The organism is Nonlabens dokdonensis DSW-6 (assembly GCF_000332115.1).
Classification (GTDB): Bacteria; Bacteroidota; Bacteroidia; order Flavobacteriales; family Flavobacteriaceae; genus Nonlabens; species Nonlabens dokdonensis.
In genome coordinates this window covers 2,938,755-2,958,115 of sequence record NC_020156.1, presented here as the reverse complement: position 1 = coordinate 2,958,115, position 19,361 = coordinate 2,938,755, and the positions used below count along the sequence as shown (strand labels likewise).

Sequence of the window (19,361 nt, the reverse complement as noted above, 5' to 3'; positions counted from 1 at the left end):
AACCCTTAATAACCAACCTCATGAAAATTACCGTGTCAAAAATTTTAATCCCAGCTTTACTGATTTTCCTCACAGTTTCTTGCAAGAAAAAAGAAACTAACAACGAAGTTCCCACTGATTATCCTGCCACTTATACCTATGACGTGGCTATAGAGCCCGTTACAGCCGATTACCTCGCTCCTGCTTTACAATCTTTTGTTCATGGGAGAATTGATGATAATTGGGTACTTTTTGCTGGTAGAACTAATGGCGAAGATCCTATAGGAGGACTTCACAATCTTAACGCAGATTATTCTTTGAAGTCTTTTCCTCCTAAATCATTTAATAAAGCGATTTACACATTTAATCCTATTACTGGAACTGAATCTGTTTTAACCTATGACGATATGTTACAAACCATTACAGATATGGGTAATGGAACACAAAATGAACCTGAAGATGTCCAAGCAGCGTGCACTAAAGTAGCCGCAATACTAAAAAATTACGGTAACATCTTTCAATGTTCAAATCCGCAGGCGTTACAATCTGGCGATTATTTATATGTTACCGGTGGTTACGGCTCTCCTGTAGGAGTTGTCCCTACTAAAGGCAATTACCAAACCTTTGATGCTATTGCTCGTATCAACATACCCCTTTTAATTAGAATTACTAATGCTGACTGGAGTCTTACAGCAGCAGAATGGATGAAGTTATTTCGTTTTGGAACTAATTCCACATTACAGGTTACCGGTGGTGAGTTAAAAAAAGCAGGAGATCAATTCTACCTTGCTGGCGGGCATAAATTTGATAGCTTACAAGTATATTCAAATGCAGTTTTTAAATTTGAATTTAATGATGATACTACAACACTTGCACTTACTGCAAATATCCTAGATACGATAAGTGATATGACAAGTGCCGAGTTAAAAACCAAAACTGCCGGTGATATAGCCGATAGAACCTCTGTTTTTAGAAGACGTGATTTACCAGTAGTATCTTCTCTATATCTAGATAAAAACAATGAACTCGCGCCTAATTTTGCGTTAATGAGTGGTGTTTTCAAATATGGGGAAAAAACACTTGCAGCATGGAATGATGCTATCTATATCACTCCAGATGCTGTAAATTCTTATTATGTAGATAAAAAGCATAATCAATATGACACTAATGTATACTCTTGTCCCGACTTTGCTATTTATGACGCCTCATCAAATGAAATCCATACTTTTCTCCCTGGTGGAATAGGAAATGGTAAAGCTGATGATTTTTTATCTGGCTTTACTAATACAATGGGCTATAATAAATACAATATTAAATCACTTGAGAGTAATTATGATACTATTTCAAATGCATTTCCGTCTAAATATTTTTATGGCGCCGAAGCAGAGTTTATGCCCAGTAGTAATATAAAGTACTTGATTATTAATGGTGAAGAAACAGATGTTATTGATAGTGAAAGTACTTTTAACGCATCAAATACAGTACAAATAGGCTATATATATGGTGGTATCGAAGCCTATGAAGATTCTCCCTCTACTTTTGGAAAAGGAAAATCTGGAGCGTCCAATAAAATATGGAAAGTAACAGTAACAAGAACGCCATTAGAATATGAAAAATAATGGCTTTAATCTGGTCTTATAAAATTTTCTAGAGATAGGAGAATAGACCATGTTTTGAGATAATGAAATTATGTAAAACTCAGTACAATGAAAAAACACATCACAACTCTGGCGCTATTCTCTTTGACTTTTATTTTGACCTTTAATATTGGTTACTCTCAAGTACAACTGTACGCAAATGGATTCGAGGGCACAGATGAGGATACCTATAACCTAACTACAGCAAGCGGATCAAATGTTGACTTCGTAAATTTCACTGCTTCCGACTACATATTAAGAGGTAATCCTGCTGCAAATTCATCAATTGACGTACAACCTACAGGCTTCAGTGGCTCCAATCTAATCATGTGGGAAGACTTTGATGGTTATTTAGCTGATGGCGGGCAATTGTATTTAACAACTAACGACATTAATATAAGCGGAGCTTCTGGTATTTCGGTTCAGATGAAAATCGGAGTAACAAACGACGTCGCAGATCGATATGAAGCTTCAGACTTTCTAACCTTAGAATATCAAATAGATGGTGGTTTATGGGTGACCTTTGGAGATTTTAGAGGTGTTATTAATGGAAATACCTTTAATTTTTATGAAGACGATGATCTTAATGGTACTTATACAGCGCAAATCACAAATGCCATGAAACAATTAAATTATGATTTAGATGTGATATTTGGTACTCAAATTTCTGGAAGCCTCATGAAAATAAGGATTAGAGCTTTTTCTGGAGTTCAAGAAGAAATGGTAATTGATGATCTCGTTGTAGAAGCTACGGTTTTAAGTATCGATGACAATCAACCAATAACTAATATTGAGGTATATCCCAATCCAGCATCTGAGGTCTTAAGAGTCTCTAATTGGAAAGAACCAAAAGAATATATCATTTACAACCAGCTAGGAACTCAAATAAGTAAAGGAAAGAATACTGAAAATAAAATCGATATTCAAAACCTTAAAACAGGTCTCTATTTCTTGAAGTTTGAAAACAGTGACCCAATTAAGTTCATCAAAAAGTAACTTTTATACTTGTGAGAAGCAATTTAATAATGAGGAAATAAAATTTCCCTTCATTTGAACAACACTATCCTATAATTGACAATTCATCTTTGATGAGATTATAGTAACTTTAGACGAGGAAAGGATGGCATTTCCATATCCTATTTATCTAAATATTAAACTATGAAAATCAACCTGTTACTTCTATTTAGTATATGCTTTGCACTAGGCCTTCAAGCCCAAGGCTTAAAAGGTGCTTGGGAATACTTCTCCTTATCAAAAGATGGAGATTCTTTAAAGCGAGTAGTTATATTTTCCGAAGCTTATCAAGTTTCAACAATTTATAACTCTGCTACCGGTAAATTTATCGAGACTAATGGAGGCACGTGGGACTTAAATAATAATACCTTAACTGAAACAGTTGAATTTCATTCTTCCAACCCTGAAATGGTAGGTAATGAAATTAGTTTTGAAATTTCTATGACTGATGAAAATGAATTTATAATTGAAGAAAATGGCGAGAAATTCAAAAGACTTGATAATGGCACTCCAGGTCAACTGCAAGGAGCATGGTTAATGTCAGGAAGAGTTAAAGATGGAAAAACTCAATCCAGAGATACAAACCGCCCAAGAAAGACCATGAAAATTTTATCTGGAACTAGATTTCAATGGATCGCATATAATACAGAAACTAAAGAATTTAAAGGAACTGGTGGCGGAACTTACAGCACAGAAAACGGTGCGTATTCTGAAAATATTGAATTCTTTTCAAAGAATAATTCAAAAGTCGGATTGAACTTGAAATTTAACTATGACTTAAAAGATGGTGAATGGCATCATACTGGTTTTTCTAGTAAAGGAGATCCTATTCACGAAATATGGAGCCTTAGACCACGAAGTAATTGAGACGGACAGCACTAGCCTAACTATTTATCAATCTTTTTTATAAAATTAAAGATTGACAAAATAAATTCTTTTAATTTAATTGGCCTCATTTCATTATTGAGACTAAAATATTCAGACAACCACCAAAACCTCATACATGTCAAAAACTAATACGCTAGACCTCATCAAAGGGCTAGGCTCTTCCATTATAAATGAACATCTGAATCAAGAAAATCTCAAAATCAGCATCGACGCCATTCATCAACAATTTCAAAAAGCCACCGATATTTCTGGTTATGACTCAAAAATGGAGCATCTTGCTGCCATTCCAGCTTCTAAAGGAAAAGCATTAGGTCTCAACCACGCAGCTCAATGCTTGTTAGATTATCATAGAACGGAGAAATTTGTAAAAGCAATCCTAATAGCTATACGCAATAAGCGAGAGGCTAATCCTGACAAAACAGTTTCTATATTTTATGCAGGCTGTGGTCCTTATGCACCATTATTTACACTTGTAGCACCACATTTTAAACCAGAGGAAGTTCAATTTGAATTGCTAGAGATCAACTCAAGTTCGGTGACTGCAGCCCAAAAATTAATAGAACATTTAAATCTTAAGGCATACCTTAGAAATATCCATGAAGCAGATGCTATTACTTTTCAAATAGAAGAACCACGAGAATTTGACATTTTGATAAGTGAGACTCTAGATTGTATGTTGTTTAGAGAGTGTTATGTTCCTATTTTGGCAAATTTACTGCCGCAGTTTCATGAAGAGATTACAGTTATACCTCAAAATGTGCAGATCGATCTTTCCTTTTTGACGAGCTCCATCAATGAAGAAAATAATCAGGAAGAGAAATACGGTTCTATTATGAATGTGAGAGAAGTTTTAAAAGATAACGCTCTCGAGCAGCTCCTGCCGTCTCACGTAATGAATAAAAAAGTGCCACTAGCACCTTACGATATGTCGCGCTTTGAACGTATTTTAATTGATACCAGAGTACATGTTTTAAATGATATTTGGTTGGAAAGAGGTTCATCCTCGCTTACCATTCCCTTTGAAATTCCATTAGAACAGCCCTTTAATTTTGAATTCATCAATTTTGATTACTTCATTGATCCAGAAATCGAACTCAAATGCGGTGTAGAATAATGTCTCGTATGAATCAAGATTACTGTTTATATTGATGCTATTTTTAATTGTTCCGCTTTCGCGAAAGCGGAATTTCTTACATTATTTTAATAAATCATTAACTATTGATAAAAAATCAATCTTTTTCTAGATATAGGTTTTATATTTGAGACTTAAGTTTTTATTATGATTTTATTACTCAAGCGATGCTTCTTACTATCGCTTCTATTTTGCTCTCTTGCAGGACTAGCGCAAAAGAATAATCCTACACCACAAGACACCCAACGTGCTAAAAAACTGAAAAAAGAATTTGAAGATGACGACGTCGTTATCGAAAATCAGAGCATTCACATCTCTTTTGATAGAAACAACTCTACAGGAAAAGTAGAGGTGCAAGAGACTAAATCTACCACCTATTTTTCCATAGCTTCTCGAGCAGATATAGGTTATTCTACAGGTTATGACAACGAGTCTAGTGTTGAAGAATTGCGATTGCTATCTAGAAGAAATAAGAGAGTTTACTGGGAATTACAAGATGAGGCGTACTCTACAGAATCTATTTTTCATAATGACTACCGAGTAAAATATGGGAAGCTTACTTTTCCTTTGCAAGGATATACGTTAACTGTAAAAGAGGAAAAAGAATACCTAGACATTAAATATTTTACTAGTCATTACTTTACAGACAGTTATCGAATTATGAAAGGTGATGTCACGTTTGTAATTCCGTCGTGGTTAGAGCTTGAACTCAAAGAATATCACTTTGATGGATATGACATCAAACGTTCTGAAAAGAAAGATGATGGAGACACTATAGTAACTTTTAAAATCTCCAAAATAGAGCCTGGTGCTCGTGAAAGTCGCATGCAAGGAAACTCCTTTATTTATCCGCATGTGTTGTTGCTATCAAAGTCTTTTGAAGATAAAGATGGAGTTTCTCAAACTTTATTTAAAGAAACTAAAGACTTATATAATTGGTATGCAAAACTAGTAAGCGAGGTAGAAATAGACAATGCTCCAATAAAAGAAAAAGTAGCAGAAATTACCGCTGGAATTACTGATAAGGATGAACAAGTAAAAGCCATTTATTATTGGGTACAGGATAACATCAAGTACATCGCTTTTGAGGAAGGAATCGCTGGTTTCCAGCCAGATGCTCCACAAAATGTATTTGATAAACGTTATGGTGATTGTAAGGGAATGGCAATTCTTTTAAAAACGATGCTGGTGGAAGCAGGTTTTGACGCAAGACTGGTGTGGATAGGAACTGACGCCATTGCTTATGACTACTCTACGCCATCCTTGAGTGTAGATAACCACATGATTACAGCAATAATGATCGATGGAAAACCTGTATTCTTAGATGGAACAGAGAAATTCAATAGATACGGAACTTTTGCTACTCGTATACAAGGTAAGCAAGCGCTTATTGAAAATGGCAATAATTATGAGCTTGTTAAAGTACCACAATTGAGTGCTGCTTCTAATCTAGAAAGTTATACAGCAACATTTGATATAGTAGGAGACGATTTAAATGGAAAAATGAAACGTGAAATGAAAGGTGAGCAAGTTTCTAGTTTCTTATATAATTTTACTGGGCTACCGCAAGATAAACGGGAAGAAGTCCTTTTAAAAGTGCTCGCAGATGGTAATCAAAATATGAAGGTAGAAAGTACCACTCCGTTTGATAACATGGCTCGAGATAAGGATATCCTTCTAGAATATGATTTTAAGGTGGCAAATGCGGTAAGCAATTTTGATAATACGTATTACTTAGAACTGGATCCAGTGCGCTACATGAGTAATTATAAAATGGATGACGAACGCAAGACTTCTTTTCAATTATCCTCAAAAAGGAAAGAGCAAAAAACATTTATACTTAACATTCCAGCAAACTTTAAGGTAGGAACGCTGCCAGAAGCTTTGAATATAGAAAACGAATATCTTTCTATAAAAATGAAATATGCTCAAGAAAATCAAAAGATCGTTTACACGTCAGACATTACAGTAAAGAAACGATTGATAGAAAAAAAGGATTTCACTTTATGGAATGACAGCATCGATCAATTGAAATCTTTTTATGACGAGCAAATTGTTTTAAAACAATAATAACACAACAACCTATCACCTATTTTAATTATATGAAAACATTACTACCTGCAATTGCTGCGTTATTTCTTTGCGCTTTTAGCTATGCACAAGACAGAGAAGAACTAGAAGAGAGATTTTGGAAAGACTCTGGAGAAACAATTATTAAAAAATCCATACCTGCCGAATGGGAAAAGGAAAGCGCAGTAATCTTAACAGACGACCGCTATTATCAATATATCAATAATGGTTCTACCGTTTATTTTACTTCTAGTAAACATGAATTAATCAAGATTCAAGATCAATCATCACTAGAAGGTTTTTCTGAAATCAAATTAAATAAAGATTCAAAAGTATCATTCTTTTGGAGTACGTATTCAAAGAATGAAACTGTAATAGGAATCAGGCTCATCAAGCCAGATGCGTCGGTAGTGGTAATAGATATCGAAAAGGAAGAAATAGTAGAAGATGACATTCGTAAAATTGCTATTCCTAATTTAGAAATAGGTGACATCATAGATTTTTTCATTTATACCAAAAATAAAGAGAAGGAAAGCGATGGACTTGAAGTATATCCTGCGATTGAAACCCCTATAAAAGACGATTATCCTATTGTAGATTATCGTATTGCCATGGAAGTAGAAAATGACTTCTTCCTAAATATGAATACCTACAACGGTGCGCCAGCAGTTAAGGAAGAACCTACAGATCGTGGTGCTACAAAAATGTATGTTGTAGAAGCAAAAAATGTAGATAAATTAGAAACTAAAAGGTGGTACTTTCCTCTAGCAGAAGAACCTTCAGTAAAAATACAAGTTGCTTTTGCACGTATGAATAGAAATGAAAAATATGCTCCTATTTTTAAAGGTGAAGATGGAGAACGTAAAGCAACCGTTACAGAAGAAGACGTTCTTGATTTTTACGATCGTAAATTTTATAAGGTTTCTAAGAAAATGGCAAATGACGTATATGACTACGTAGATGAGTTGAACTTAAAAACTAAAGAAGAAAAATTCCGTGCCGCACTAGAATGGATTCGTTTTCATAAAAACACAAAGTATTTTGAAGGAGTTTTTGCTTATCAAGCAGAGCTTATAGGGCCGCAGCCTAGTCCTAGATGTTACGAATATTATTTTGGCCGTTTTGAAAACAGCACTCAAGTCATTAATTTATTAAGAGCTCTTTGCCTCAAATTAGATGTAGATTACGATATACTGATGGCTCAACCTAGATTTGATGGTAAAATGAAAGATCTACTGATAAAAGCAAATGCACGCACAGGAATAAGAATCAACACTCCTACTCCATTGTACTTCTTTACCTATAGTGAAAACATGACCATGGATCGCTTTCCAGATGTTTTAGAAGGTGCCGAAGTTTTCGTAGGTACGGTAGAAAAGAATAAAAGAATTACTTCTCTTAAAACCGAAACATTACCAGTAAGCACAGCAGATGAAAATATCTACAAAGAAGACATCACCTTAAGCTTAACAGATGATAAAAAGAATTTAAAACTAAGTCGTACCTCTGAGGCAAACGGCCATCATATTGAAGACCATATTTATTCATGGATCTCTTGGGTAGATTTTCTAGGAGAAGATTATGAGCAGTTTCCAGAAGAAGATCATTTTTATGACTGTGGTAGAAAGAAAACGGTTAAGAATAACACTGCGAGCTTTCAATCATTAAGAGATAAAACTAAAGAGACCTATCTCAAAAATCGAGAAGAAGCAGCCGAAAAAGAATGGAGTGCCGAAGTAGAAAACTACACCTCTGAAATTGTACAATCTGGAAGATACGGAAGTAAAAATCCATTGATAATTAAAGACAGCTTTACCATTCAAGACAATTATATCAAAAAAGCTGGCCCTAATTACATTATTGAAATAGGTAAATTTATAGGTGGACAGGTAGAAATTGAATCTAAAGAACGTGATCGCAAAGTAGATATCTACCTTGATCATGCCACAAAATATATCTACAATATTGATCTAGTTATACCAGATGGTTATACAGTAAAAGGAATTGACAAATTAAATCAGTCTATAGATAACGCTACTGGTGGTTTTACTACTAAAGCTGTGGTAGAAGGCAATCTCTTAAAATTAACTACAGTAAAAACCTATAAAAAGAATTATTTAAAAGCAGCAGAATGGTCTCAAATGTTACCATGGCTAGACGCAGCTTTTGAATTTAATCAAGCTAAGGTTTTGCTAGAAAAAGCTTAATCCAACAAGTATATCACTAAGAAAAGCTCTGAATGTTTCATTTGGGGCTTTTTTGTTTCCGCTTTCGCGAAAGCGAGACCTAAAACACTTAATTTTAAAAAATGAAGAAAAATATATTGATGCTCATAATCCTTTTATCATGCTTTGAAGGATTTTCACAATACAAATTACCGAATGATTGGCACCTCGAAAGGCTGAAAGGATCTCCTGTTTCATACACAGAAAACACTGTCTTAACGACTCAAAACGCCAGGTTTAAAATGGTATTTTATTACAATAAAGATGGTTATCTTATCTCTAGAGAAAACTATAATTATTATCACGTAGAAGAGGATTCATTACATCTAACAGAACGCACCACTTACAAATATCCAGCAGTCGGAATCAAAACCGGTATTACCAAAAATGTAAAAAGTAAAAAAAATATAGGTAGTAGTAGTTATACAATGATTGCTATAGATTCCATGGCGGTTCACTTAAATCAACAAAATAATATTACAAAAATGATCTACCATCTAGATGAAAAACAAAGAATCAAACTAATTGAAGCAACTATGTTTAATACAAAAATGGATAAAGAAATAGCAAATTATACCACAGAAATGACCTTTGAAAATGATATGATTATTAAGATGACTGTGCGTAATAAAAGAACTGATCCAGAAGGAAATACTTTAGAGGTAGTTAACGTGTTAAAAGATGATAAAGGTAATATTATTCATAAGGAGTTAAAAGACAACAATGGTGTTATAGTAAATATAGTAGACCGAACATATGAATATAATTAGCAATTGCATCATACGTTAGCGAAATTTCTCTATAACACCACTATGTGTAATGTTATATGAGATTTCAAATGTTTTATAAAGCTTTGTAACTGTTTTATATATTGCTTTATGAATGGTAAATATGATCCTATTCCATTTTAAAGATTTCAATTTTACTTGTTTTTAAATTTAAAAAACAGAACAGAAAGCTTTCAATTTAAGTAAATTCTGAGCTAGCAGAAAGCATGGCGAACAATAATTAGAAAGAAAACATTTAGGGAAATACCCTTTAAATGAATATCTGATGATGATTCTTTTCATCTACAGTAAGGATGGTTTTTTTGAAAAACAGTCTTTAATTAACCTAACTTGTGTAAGTATCTCAATAGGATAATTCTTTTCTTTTAAATCATAACCTTCTAACTTTGAGAAAAAATTAAGATGAAAATAAACTTACAAGAAAATCTAGAAATCTCCAGACTAGTTTTGGGGTTATGGCGATTGCTAGATTGGAATATGACAGATCAAGAACTACATTCTTTTATAAAGGAATGTATGGAAAATGGAGTAACTACCTTGGATCATGCAGATATTTATGGGAACCATGAATGCGAGAGCGCTTTTGGAAAAGCAATGCAGTTAGAGCCGTCATTAAGAGATCAAATGCAGTTGATCACAAAATGCGGAATCAAATTAAATACCAATAAATTTCCTGATCGCAAGGTCAAATACTACGATTATAGCGCTTCCTATATCGTACAACAGGCCGAAGAGTCCCTTAAAAACCTTCAAACTGATCGTCTCGATGTTCTATTACTTCATAGACCATCACCATTTTTTAATCCTGAAGAAGTAGCAAGTGCATTTGACCATCTTAAAACTAGCGGAAAAGTACTTCACTTTGGAGTTTCTAACTTCTTACCAGAACAATTACAGTCGCTTCAAAATCATTTAGATGTACCATTAGTTACAAATCAGATTGAGATATCTCCTTATTGCCTTGAGCATTTTGAAAATCAAAATTTGGACTATTTAATTAGCAAAAAGATTCCACCTATGGCGTGGTCACCACTTGCTGGTGGCGAGTTGTTTGATCCTAAAACTACCAAAGGTAAACGAGTACAAAAAGTGCTTGAAAATATGGCAAGTAAGTTAGGCAATCTCTCTCTCGATAAGATCATCCTACAATGGTTATTGATGCATCCATCGCGCATTATTCCAGTGCTAGGAACTGGTAAAATAGACCGTATCAAATCGGCAGTAGATGCGATGCAAGTCAAGCTCACATTAGAGCAATGGTTTGAAATTTATATTGCTGCGGCAGGAAAAGAATTGCCATAATTAAAAAAGCCTCTCAACTTTTTGATAGTTGAGAGGCTTTTTACTTGTGTTATGTTTTCTTAGTTAATCTCAATAGTATTAATTAGCAATCTAGAAACACTCTTTATTAATTGTGCTTTGTGCTTTTTAAGTTCTCGCTCTTCTAGTTTATTTTTAGGTTTAGAAAGATCTGGTTCTATAATAGGATCTTGAACTACATACTTGTAATCCCATGGATCTTCAGAAAAACGTGGCGTGTCATAAGTTAACCTTTCAATATCCTTAATTAGTGCATACTGCTCATCTTCTAACTGTCGTATTTTACTTTTCATGTCCCTTTCTGCCTTCTCCATAGCCTCTGTACTTTCATAAGTTTTGCTAGGCGACATGCCTTTGGTATAGTTATTACGCAGTTGATCTTGCACCTTTTTAAGACGTTGTTCTTTAGCTTTCAACCTTCTATTATAGTCAGAAATCACTCCATTTACCTCATCTTCATTTGCAACTTTCTTGGTAACGTTAATAGTTACTTTAACTTCATCTGCCGCCCAAGATTCAATTTCATGACTTCCTAACCATACGATGCTACCACTTTTTATTTCTATAAGTTTTGCATTGAGACTTGATTGGAACCAGTTAGCACTAATTTGAGCAGGCAAGGAATAAGGCAACCTGCCAAAACTCAGTCCGGTATTTTCAATCATAAAATTCTGAACCTCTGGTAGGTTTTGAATGGATAACTTGCGATCTCCAGCGTTACCCATTTTTACCTCATTGATTTGCAATAAATAATCTGCTTGATCTGCGCCTGTTTGTGCAGCTCTAATTACTTCAGCAATGTCATTCATTTCGTTTTCGTCACGTTTTTTTCCTGGTAAAGCTCTCTGACTGTATTTATCTACTTCAGCTACTTTGGTCTGATATTCAGTCAAGGATAAATTTCCATTATCATATTGATTTTTCAAGTCTTCTTTAACGACATCATATTCACCATTCTCAAGATACTTTTCATAACCTCTACTCAACCAGCTACGTTCTCCGTAAGCTGCTTTATCTCTCAAGTCTCTTAATTTTGCTTCAAATTTAGAACGGTCCAGAACAGAAAAACCTTTTCTCAAAAGATCCTTCTCAACATATTGCTCGGCTTCATTATAATATCCAGAAGTACCGAAGATGCTTTCTTCATCATCACCTTCTTCAAATTTTCTTTGCTTACCAGACTCCTCAGCAGGAACAGCAATAATTACCGATGGTCGTGCACCGTTGATTGAGGTAGCTCCAGGACTATTCACATAATTCCCTTCATCTGGTAAACTCTCTTCGTACAAATTAATATTAAGCTGCAGTTGTTTATCACTTGGAACATTTAATGGATCTAGCAATTCATAATCTGGAACCGCAGGAATAGCTGGCAATCGCTCGTACAAAGGATCCATGATTTTTTTACTACAAGCAACTAGCGACATGACGACTAGAAGTAAAAGTGCTCCTCTTTTAAAAAGCATTTGGGTAACTTTAAACATAATTAAATTGGTTTAGGTATTAGTTTGGTTTTACTGATATTAAAATTCCTACTGTCTTAATATCAACATGTTAATATACAAATTTAAAAAAAAGTATGATATATGAAATACCCATTACTAGGTATATTTTACTGATACCGAATTCAATAACTAATTATAATTCCGCTTTCGCGAAAGCGAGAACCCAGCAAACTAAATCCTTAGATCGTACCTTTGTCTTTTAATCAAGAAACGTGGCAAGAAGAGTTCCAGCATCTATAAAAGAACAAAGTAAAAAAGGCAAAACGTTCTCCTTTAGCGCATTGAAAACGTTGCCTAGATTTTTCAAAGAAATATGGCGTGTAAGTCCTAAATTATTTCTGACAAATTTCTTAGCTAGACTACTAACAGCAGTAAGTCCAGTAGTTTTACTTTGGGTAGGAAAATTAATTATAGACGAAGTGATTTTTCAAATCTCGCTAGACGTGCAAGATTTATCTCAATTATGGACTTATGTAGCCATAGAATTAAGCGTCGCGGTTCTTGCAGACTTGCTCAATAGATTAATTAACCTCACTGATGGGTTAATAGGCGATCTATATTCTAACGCCTCGTCTGAGAAAATTATTAGAAAAACAAATGAGCTCACTTTAGAACAACTGGAAGATCCAGATTTTTATGATAAACTAGAAAGAGCAAGACAGCAAACTAGTGGTCGTGTAGGATTAATGAGTGCGTCTTTAAGCCAAATACAAAGCATTATTTCTATAGGTTCTCTCATCGCTGGATTGATTTACTTTGAGCCCTTATTGATCATTTTATTGGTTTTAAGTATCATACCATCTTTTATTAACGAGGCAAAATACAGCTCACATCGCTACTCGGTTGCGAGAAGTTGGACAGCAGAGCGTCGAGAACTGGATTATTTGCGATTTATAGGAGCTAATAATCAAACAGCAAAAGAGGTGAAACTTTTTGGCCTGACAGATTACATCGCTGGTCGCTTTAAAAAGTTATCTGGAGACTATTACGAGATCAATAAAAAGCTTTCTTTAAAGCAAAGTCTTTTTGGATCTCTTTTTAATATTCTAGGGATACTATCTTACTACGGAGCTTATATATTTATCATTTTTAAAGTGATCTCTGGAACATTATCCATCGGTGAGCTAACTTTTCTTTCTGGATCATTTAATAGGCTGCGCAATAGTTTACAAGGTTTCTTTTCTAGGTTTACAGCCATTTCAGAAAGCTCTTTGTACTTGAGAGATTATTTTGATTTTCTAGATATCGAGATTAAAGAAAACGCTGCGCACTACACTCCTATTCCAGAAGTCATTAAAACCGGATTTGAATTGAAGAATGTACACTTCGGTTATGCTGGAAGCGATGTAGAAGTTCTTAAAGGCGTCAATTTTACCATTAAAGCTGGCGAGAAAATAGCTTTTGTGGGGCAAAATGGCGCTGGAAAAACAACGCTTATCAAATTGATCTTAAGATTTTATGAACCTACTCAAGGAGAAATCCTTCTAGACGGAATCAATATATCAAAATTCAATAAGCAAGAATACCGCAAGCGATTTGGTGTGATATTTCAAGATTTCTTTAAATATGAATTCAAATTAAGAGAAAATATTGCTGTTGGTAATATTGAAGAAATAAGCAACGATCCTAAAATTGAAGATGCCGCACAGCGCAGTCTTGCAGACCAGGTTATCGAAGTCATGAAAGGTGGACTTGATCAACAACTAGGTAGAAGATTTGCTCAAGGACAAGAATTAAGTGGTGGACAATGGCAAAAAGTAGCTCTTGCTCGTGCCTACATGAAAGATGCAGATGTTATCGTACTTGATGAACCTACCAGCGCACTAGATGCACAAGCAGAGTATGATGTATTTGAAAGATTTATAGGACTAACCAAAGGCAAAACAAGTATCATTATTTCTCATAGATTCTCTACCGTACGCATGGCAGATCGTATTCTTGTTCTAGAAAATGGCACTATTGCTGAAATAGGAACACACGAAGAGTTAATGGCTAAACCTCAATTGTACGAGAAGTTGTTTAATCTACAAGCAGCAGGTTATCAATAAATCCTTTACCTCTGTTAAAAATGAATAACAGATATTTGTATAAAACCTTTTTAATGAAAAAAATCCTTCTCATACTTCTATTATCCACCGCTTATAATGCGACAGCTCAAAACTTACATTTATACGGTGGTGCAGATTATACCGAATATTTAGGCTGCCTAGATTGTTCTCGATTTGATAGTAAATCGATTTGGAATGCCTTTGGAGATTATGGGAGTAGCTTTAGCAATACTTCTATATGGAATGACTATAACAACTACGGAGATCCTAATAAAAAACTATCTCCATGGAATGAGATAACAAATACTCCTCCTAAAATTTTAGATGATAAAGGTAAATTTCTAGGGTATCTCACCGCAAACACATCGCTTAAAGAACGATCTCTCACTAGACTAGCCACAGAACTCGTTAAAAATTATAAAGTGATTCCCAAAGATTTAGGCAAATGGTATAAAAAATTGATAACCGATTACAGTAAATTATAGTATAAAACTACCCACTAAAGGGTATGTTATTGCAAGAGAATTACTTATAGATTTGAAAGAACCAAATATTTCAAATCATGAAAAAAATTACTATTATCTTATTTTTATTCTCTAGTACCATCTTACTAGCTCAAAATCAGTTGCTGTCTGCACTTACAGAAAGTTTTGACTCTTCTACTGGTAGTTATGAAAACAGTTTTGGCTATGATTATACATATGACGCAAATAACAACCTAACTTCTGAAACTTATTATTTATGGGATTCTGTTAATAACAGCTGGGTTCTAGGTGATCGTACTACTTATACCTATAATGCAAATAATAAAGTAGCAACCGAAGTTTACGAATTTACTAATAACGGTATATTCGGTATAGGTTATCGCACCAACTACATTTATAACTCTGTCGGTGATATACTTGTATTTTTTGATGAAGATTATGTAAATGGACAATATGTAAATGACTACAGGCTTACTTTTTCATATGCAAATGGTAGAGTTGACTCCTATCTAGCAGAAGAATGGAATGGTTCTCAATGGGTGCAAGAAGAAAGAGGTGACGCCACTTATAATTCAAACGGTTTCTTAAGCATTTTTACCTATGAGGAGATCGTCAATGGAATGTTTGAGGTTTATGGTCGTGAAGTTAACAACTTAACGACAGCAGGATTGATCACCAGATCAGACTTTGAACTATTTGACGGGACAAATTTTGTGGTAGATGAAAGATCTGATTATTCTTTTGATTCTAACAATAATGTCGTTACAGAAATATCTTCATATAACCCTGCCACCACACCTAATGAAAAATACGATTATACCTATGATACATCTATATTAATGTCCACACTGGGTCATCCTTTTAAAGATAAAACAGGTATAGATTTCACTTTTAGTAACGAGCCTCATATCAACAAAGTATTAACCCAAACCTACTCAGATTACGATTCTAATACGATGGCTTACAATTTATCCAGTAGAACGACTTACAACTATAACAGTACTCTAAGTGTAGATGAGGATTTAATTGAAAAGGCATCTTTTAAAGTTTACCCTAATCCTACTCAAAATCGAATTACTATAGAAGCTACGAATACAAAAATTGAGCAAATACTAATGATTGACGTTTTAGGTAAAACCGTTTTCACTACAGATCGTAGTACTTTTGAAATTAGCTCGCTTACAGATGGAATTTACATTATGAAAATAATTGATGTTGATGGTGGCATTACAAATCGTAAAGTTATTAAGGAATAATAGCAATGAATTGAATTAGTAAAAGAGCGGCTGTTGCCGCTCTTTTTTTTGAATTAGTTTTAAGATTAAAGATATTATTATTTCGCTTTCGCGAAAGCGAATTTCAAATAGACACTCCACAATAGAGTATATTTATGGAAGTAAAAAAGAAAGATTACTCCATGCGTTACAATTTGTACTTGCTTTTTATTTTTAGTCTACTTCTCATTCTCAGTTGCAAAAATGATCATAATCTAGAGAAAAAAGCACCTGATATTTCTTTGATGGAAGTACTCAATAACCTAGAATATAAAAGTAAAGACCTTCATATTTTAATAGATAAATCAGATTATGAACTGTCGGTCTTGCATAATGATCAAATTATTAAAACCTATCCAGTTGTTTTAGGTACTAATCCGGTAGATGATAAACTTATGGAAGGAGATCGTCGTACACCAGAAGGTCATTTCAAAGTACGTGACTTCTATCCGCATAAAAACTGGTCTAAATTTATCTGGATCGATTACCCAACGGAAGAATCATATAAAAATCATGAAAATGCCAAACAAAACGGATCGATTCCAGCTGACGCTACCATCGGTGGAGAAATAGGTATTCATGGTACGCCGCCCAATAAGGAATCATTAATCGAGAATAAAATTAACTGGACTTGGGGCTGTATTTCTATGACTAATAGTGATGTAAATGATTTGTACAAAATCATTTATATAGATATGGAAATTGTAATTCAAGATTAATCCCGTTCAAAATTGATTGATTTTATTAAAATATATATTTTGGCTAGATCTAATTCAAATCTTAAAGCATAATGCAATTAATAATTTTAATAAATCAAACAGTAAATTATAGCACAGGAATATCTGCAGGAACTGCGGTGTTTTCCTCGATTGCAGTCGTCTGCTCATGGACCAGAAATAGAAGTATAATCTGGGCAATACTTGCTGGATTTCTAAATATTTTCTATGTCATATATTGGTATGCTACAAGAACAGAAGAAGAACAAAGGAAGAGATAACCTACCACTCCACCGGAGTCATTCCTCTTTCTTGCATATATCGATTTGCTCTAGAAAAATGTTGATTCCCAAACCAGTAACCACGGTTTGCGCTTAGTGGTGATGGATGTCCACTTTCTAAAATGAAATGCGCTTTTTTATCAATAAACTTTGCTTTACCCTTTGCATAACCACCCCAAAGTAAAAAGACTATATTTTTACGCTCTTCAGATATCTTTTTAATTACAGCGTCTGTAAACTGTTCCCAGCCTTTCTTTTGGTGACTTCCAGCAGCTCCTTCTCTTACAGTAAGAACGGTATTAAGAAGCAAGACACCTTGATCTGCCCAACGTTCTAGATTACCAGATTCTGGATAAGGTTGTTGTAAATCTTTAGATATTTCTTTAAAAATATTGATCAAACTAGGAGGATGTTTCACACCATCTGCAACGGAGAAACAAAGTCCATTTGCTTGTCCTGCGCCGTGATAAGGATCTTGACCTATAATCACAACTTTTACCTGTTCAAATGGTGTACGATCAAAGGCCGCAAATATTTTATTACCAGGTGGATAACATGTATGTTCCTTATACTCGTGTTTTACAAATTCTATCAGGTTTTCAAAATAGGATGTGCTAAATTCTTCTCGCAAAACTTCTCTCCAACTAGGTTCAATTTGTACTGGCATAACTTACTTTTTTGTAAAGTTATGGATGTTTTTTTGGTTTCTCCGTACAAGATTTAACAAGTCTTTATTCTTTTAGTTTTGTTGAACAGTTACCTTTATACTTTAAACAAAATGATTTGAAACTATATCAATTTTCATCACAGCAAAAGCTTCCTATTGCCTTAGATCAAGCATGGGAATTCCTTACAGATGCTAATAATTTAAAGCTACTCACACCGCCAGAACTAGACATGACAGTTCAATATGGTACAGAGCGAGGCATGTATCCTGGTCAGCTTATTGAGTACAGCGTTACACCATTACCCTTTTACAAGACCAATTGGGTAACTCATATCACACAAGTAGAGGAAAAGAAATTTTTTGTAGATGAACAGATGTATGGACCTTATGCAACATGGCACCACAAGCATTTTATTTCAGAAATTGAAGGTGGTACTTTAATGGAAGATTTAATTCACTATCGTTTGCCATTTGGCGCATTAGGTAAATTGGGAGCGCCATTTGTGAAGAAAAAGTTGGAAGAAATATTCCGCTTTCGCGAAAGCGCACTCATCAAACACTTCGGTGCTTTTGAAGAAGTAAATAAAACAAATCAAGAAAAAAACGCAACACAAAAACACGAAATACTTAACTAAAATGTCAAAGAATATATTATTAATAGGCGGAAGCCACGGAATAGGAAATGCAATCGTACACCACATTCATGAAGGAAACAATGTGTTTGTTGCGTCTCGAGAAAATGAAAATTTACCAGAAGGCGTTACACACATCAAATTTGATGCACTCACTGAAGAATTAGACACAAGCGCTTTACCAGAATCATTAGACGGTTTTGTTTATTGTCCTGGAAGCATTAATTTAAAACCTTTCAAAATGTTGAAGCAATCGCATTTCGAGGAAGACATGGAGATTAATTTTTTCTCTTTAATAAAAGCTACAAGAACCGTTTTACCTTTACTTACTAAAGAAGGAACCAGCAGCGTCGTGTATTTCTCAACTGTTGCTGTAGGGACAGGAATGCCATTTCACACGAGCGTTGCCGCTGCAAAAGGCGCTATAGAAGGCTATGCCAGAGCACTCGCTGCCGAATATGCTCCTACAGTAAGAGTGAATGTTATTGCTCCATCACTAGTGGATACGCCGCTTGCTGGTCGTTTATTAAATAACGATTCTAAAAAAGAGAAAATGGGAGAAATGCATCCGTTAAAGCGTGTTGGTACTCCTGAAGATATTGCTGGCGTTGCTGCCTTTTTATTAGATCAAAACCAAGGCTGGATTACTGGTCAAGTGATAGGTGTCAATGGAGGAAAAGGAAGTTTAAGCTTAGGATAA

17 protein-coding genes are annotated in these 19,361 nt (G+C 34.5%); 15 read left to right on the top strand and 2 right to left on the bottom strand.

Going from position 1 to position 19,361, the window contains the following annotated elements:
* Nucleotides 1-20: 20 nt before the first annotated feature.
* The 8 genes from DDD_RS12930 (at nt 21) to DDD_RS12895 (ending at nt 11,035) form a co-directional block, all read left to right on the top strand.
* Nucleotides 21-1,598, top strand: coding sequence for a hypothetical protein (locus DDD_RS12930; protein WP_015363351.1), 1,578 nt, complete (start codon nt 21-23; stop codon nt 1,596-1,598).
* Between the two features lie 87 nt (nt 1,599-1,685).
* Complete coding sequence (locus DDD_RS12925) at nt 1,686-2,612, top strand: T9SS type A sorting domain-containing protein (RefSeq protein WP_015363350.1); 927 nt, start codon at nt 1,686-1,688, stop codon at nt 2,610-2,612.
* A gap of 162 nt (nt 2,613-2,774) precedes the next feature.
* Nucleotides 2,775-3,497 (top strand): hypothetical protein, encoded by a 723-nt coding sequence (locus DDD_RS12920; protein ID WP_015363349.1) that lies wholly within the window; start codon nt 2,775-2,777, stop codon nt 3,495-3,497.
* Nucleotides 3,498-3,633: 136 nt separating this feature from the next.
* Nucleotides 3,634-4,632, top strand: a complete 999-nt coding sequence (locus tag DDD_RS12915) for an SAM-dependent methyltransferase (protein ID WP_015363348.1) — start codon at nt 3,634-3,636, stop codon at nt 4,630-4,632.
* A gap of 165 nt (nt 4,633-4,797) precedes the next feature.
* Nucleotides 4,798-6,720, top strand: coding sequence for a transglutaminase domain-containing protein (locus DDD_RS12910; RefSeq protein ID WP_015363347.1), 1,923 nt, complete (start codon nt 4,798-4,800; stop codon nt 6,718-6,720).
* A 32-nt stretch (nt 6,721-6,752) separates the two neighbouring features.
* On the top strand, nt 6,753-8,927 hold the full coding sequence (locus DDD_RS12905; RefSeq protein ID WP_015363346.1) for a DUF3857 domain-containing protein: 2,175 nt from the start codon (nt 6,753-6,755) through the stop codon (nt 8,925-8,927).
* Between the two features lie 260 nt (nt 8,928-9,187).
* Nucleotides 9,188-9,715 carry a hypothetical protein gene (locus tag DDD_RS12900; RefSeq protein ID WP_015363345.1) on the top strand — a complete coding sequence of 176 codons (528 nt, stop codon included), beginning with the start codon at nt 9,188-9,190 and terminating at the stop codon, nt 9,713-9,715.
* Nucleotides 9,716-10,135: 420 nt separating this feature from the next.
* Nucleotides 10,136-11,035, top strand: a complete 900-nt coding sequence (locus DDD_RS12895) for an aldo/keto reductase (protein WP_015363343.1) — start codon at nt 10,136-10,138, stop codon at nt 11,033-11,035.
* A gap of 59 nt (nt 11,036-11,094) precedes the next feature.
* On the opposite strand, the gene DDD_RS12890 is transcribed toward DDD_RS12895, so the two are convergent.
* A complete protein-coding gene (locus DDD_RS12890) occupies nt 11,095-12,537 on the bottom strand; it encodes a hypothetical protein (RefSeq protein WP_041567158.1) in 1,443 nt (480 codons plus the stop codon).
* A gap of 233 nt (nt 12,538-12,770) precedes the next feature.
* Here DDD_RS12890 and DDD_RS12885 point away from each other — a divergent pair, with 233 nt between their 5' ends.
* The 5 genes from DDD_RS12885 (at nt 12,771) to DDD_RS12865 (ending at nt 17,362) form a co-directional block, all read left to right on the top strand.
* A complete protein-coding gene (locus tag DDD_RS12885; protein ID WP_015363340.1) occupies nt 12,771-14,606 on the top strand; it encodes an ABC transporter ATP-binding protein in 1,836 nt (611 codons plus the stop codon).
* A gap of 53 nt (nt 14,607-14,659) precedes the next feature.
* Nucleotides 14,660-15,091 (top strand): hypothetical protein, encoded by a 432-nt coding sequence (locus tag DDD_RS12880; RefSeq protein ID WP_015363339.1) that lies wholly within the window; start codon nt 14,660-14,662, stop codon nt 15,089-15,091.
* A 77-nt stretch (nt 15,092-15,168) separates the two neighbouring features.
* Complete coding sequence (locus tag DDD_RS12875) at nt 15,169-16,347, top strand: T9SS type A sorting domain-containing protein (RefSeq protein ID WP_015363338.1); 1,179 nt, start codon at nt 15,169-15,171, stop codon at nt 16,345-16,347.
* A gap of 134 nt (nt 16,348-16,481) precedes the next feature.
* The gene (locus tag DDD_RS12870; protein ID WP_015363337.1) at nt 16,482-17,084 is read left to right on the top strand and encodes a L,D-transpeptidase family protein; all 603 of its coding nucleotides are present in this window, start codon (nt 16,482-16,484) and stop codon (nt 17,082-17,084) included.
* A gap of 71 nt (nt 17,085-17,155) precedes the next feature.
* Entirely contained in the window at nt 17,156-17,362 is a 207-nt protein-coding gene (locus DDD_RS12865) for a hypothetical protein (RefSeq protein ID WP_041567157.1), read from the top strand.
* Between the two features lies 1 nt (nt 17,363).
* Here DDD_RS12865 and ung read toward each other — a convergent pair whose 3' ends face one another.
* On the bottom strand, nt 17,364-18,029 hold the full coding sequence (ung, locus tag DDD_RS12860; protein ID WP_015363336.1) for a uracil-DNA glycosylase: 666 nt from the start codon (nt 18,027-18,029) through the stop codon (nt 17,364-17,366).
* 116 nt (nt 18,030-18,145) lie between these two features.
* Here ung and DDD_RS12855 point away from each other — a divergent pair, with 116 nt between their 5' ends.
* Both DDD_RS12855 and DDD_RS12850 read left to right on the top strand, forming a co-directional pair.
* The gene (locus tag DDD_RS12855; protein ID WP_015363335.1) at nt 18,146-18,664 is read left to right on the top strand and encodes an SRPBCC family protein; all 519 of its coding nucleotides are present in this window, start codon (nt 18,146-18,148) and stop codon (nt 18,662-18,664) included.
* Between the two features lies 1 nt (nt 18,665).
* A complete protein-coding gene (locus tag DDD_RS12850) occupies nt 18,666-19,361 on the top strand; it encodes an SDR family NAD(P)-dependent oxidoreductase (protein ID WP_015363334.1) in 696 nt (231 codons plus the stop codon).

What these genes read in the sequence shown, in the direction of transcription:
- DDD_RS12870 (WP_015363337.1), top strand. Translation starts at nt 16,482, where the DNA reads ATGGAAGTAAAAAAGAAAGATTACTCCATGCGTTACAATTTGTACTTG.
- ung (WP_015363336.1), bottom strand. Translation starts at nt 18,029, where the DNA reads ATGCCAGTACAAATTGAACCTAGTTGGAGAGAAGTTTTGCGAGAAGAA.
- DDD_RS12905 (WP_015363346.1), top strand. Translation starts at nt 6,753, where the DNA reads ATGAAAACATTACTACCTGCAATTGCTGCGTTATTTCTTTGCGCTTTT.
- DDD_RS12865 (WP_041567157.1), top strand. Translation starts at nt 17,156, where the DNA reads ATGCAATTAATAATTTTAATAAATCAAACAGTAAATTATAGCACAGGA.
- DDD_RS12880 (WP_015363339.1), top strand. Translation starts at nt 14,660, where the DNA reads ATGAAAAAAATCCTTCTCATACTTCTATTATCCACCGCTTATAATGCG.
- DDD_RS12915 (WP_015363348.1), top strand. Translation starts at nt 3,634, where the DNA reads ATGTCAAAAACTAATACGCTAGACCTCATCAAAGGGCTAGGCTCTTCC.
- DDD_RS12900 (WP_015363345.1), top strand. Translation starts at nt 9,188, where the DNA reads ATGGTATTTTATTACAATAAAGATGGTTATCTTATCTCTAGAGAAAAC.
- DDD_RS12920 (WP_015363349.1), top strand. Translation starts at nt 2,775, where the DNA reads ATGAAAATCAACCTGTTACTTCTATTTAGTATATGCTTTGCACTAGGC.
- DDD_RS12925 (WP_015363350.1), top strand. Translation starts at nt 1,686, where the DNA reads ATGAAAAAACACATCACAACTCTGGCGCTATTCTCTTTGACTTTTATT.
- DDD_RS12930 (WP_015363351.1), top strand. Translation starts at nt 21, where the DNA reads ATGAAAATTACCGTGTCAAAAATTTTAATCCCAGCTTTACTGATTTTC.
- DDD_RS12850 (WP_015363334.1), top strand. Translation starts at nt 18,666, where the DNA reads ATGTCAAAGAATATATTATTAATAGGCGGAAGCCACGGAATAGGAAAT.
- DDD_RS12895 (WP_015363343.1), top strand. Translation starts at nt 10,136, where the DNA reads ATGAAAATAAACTTACAAGAAAATCTAGAAATCTCCAGACTAGTTTTG.
- DDD_RS12890 (WP_041567158.1), bottom strand. Translation starts at nt 12,537, where the DNA reads ATGTTTAAAGTTACCCAAATGCTTTTTAAAAGAGGAGCACTTTTACTT.
- DDD_RS12875 (WP_015363338.1), top strand. Translation starts at nt 15,169, where the DNA reads ATGAAAAAAATTACTATTATCTTATTTTTATTCTCTAGTACCATCTTA.
- DDD_RS12910 (WP_015363347.1), top strand. Translation starts at nt 4,798, where the DNA reads ATGATTTTATTACTCAAGCGATGCTTCTTACTATCGCTTCTATTTTGC.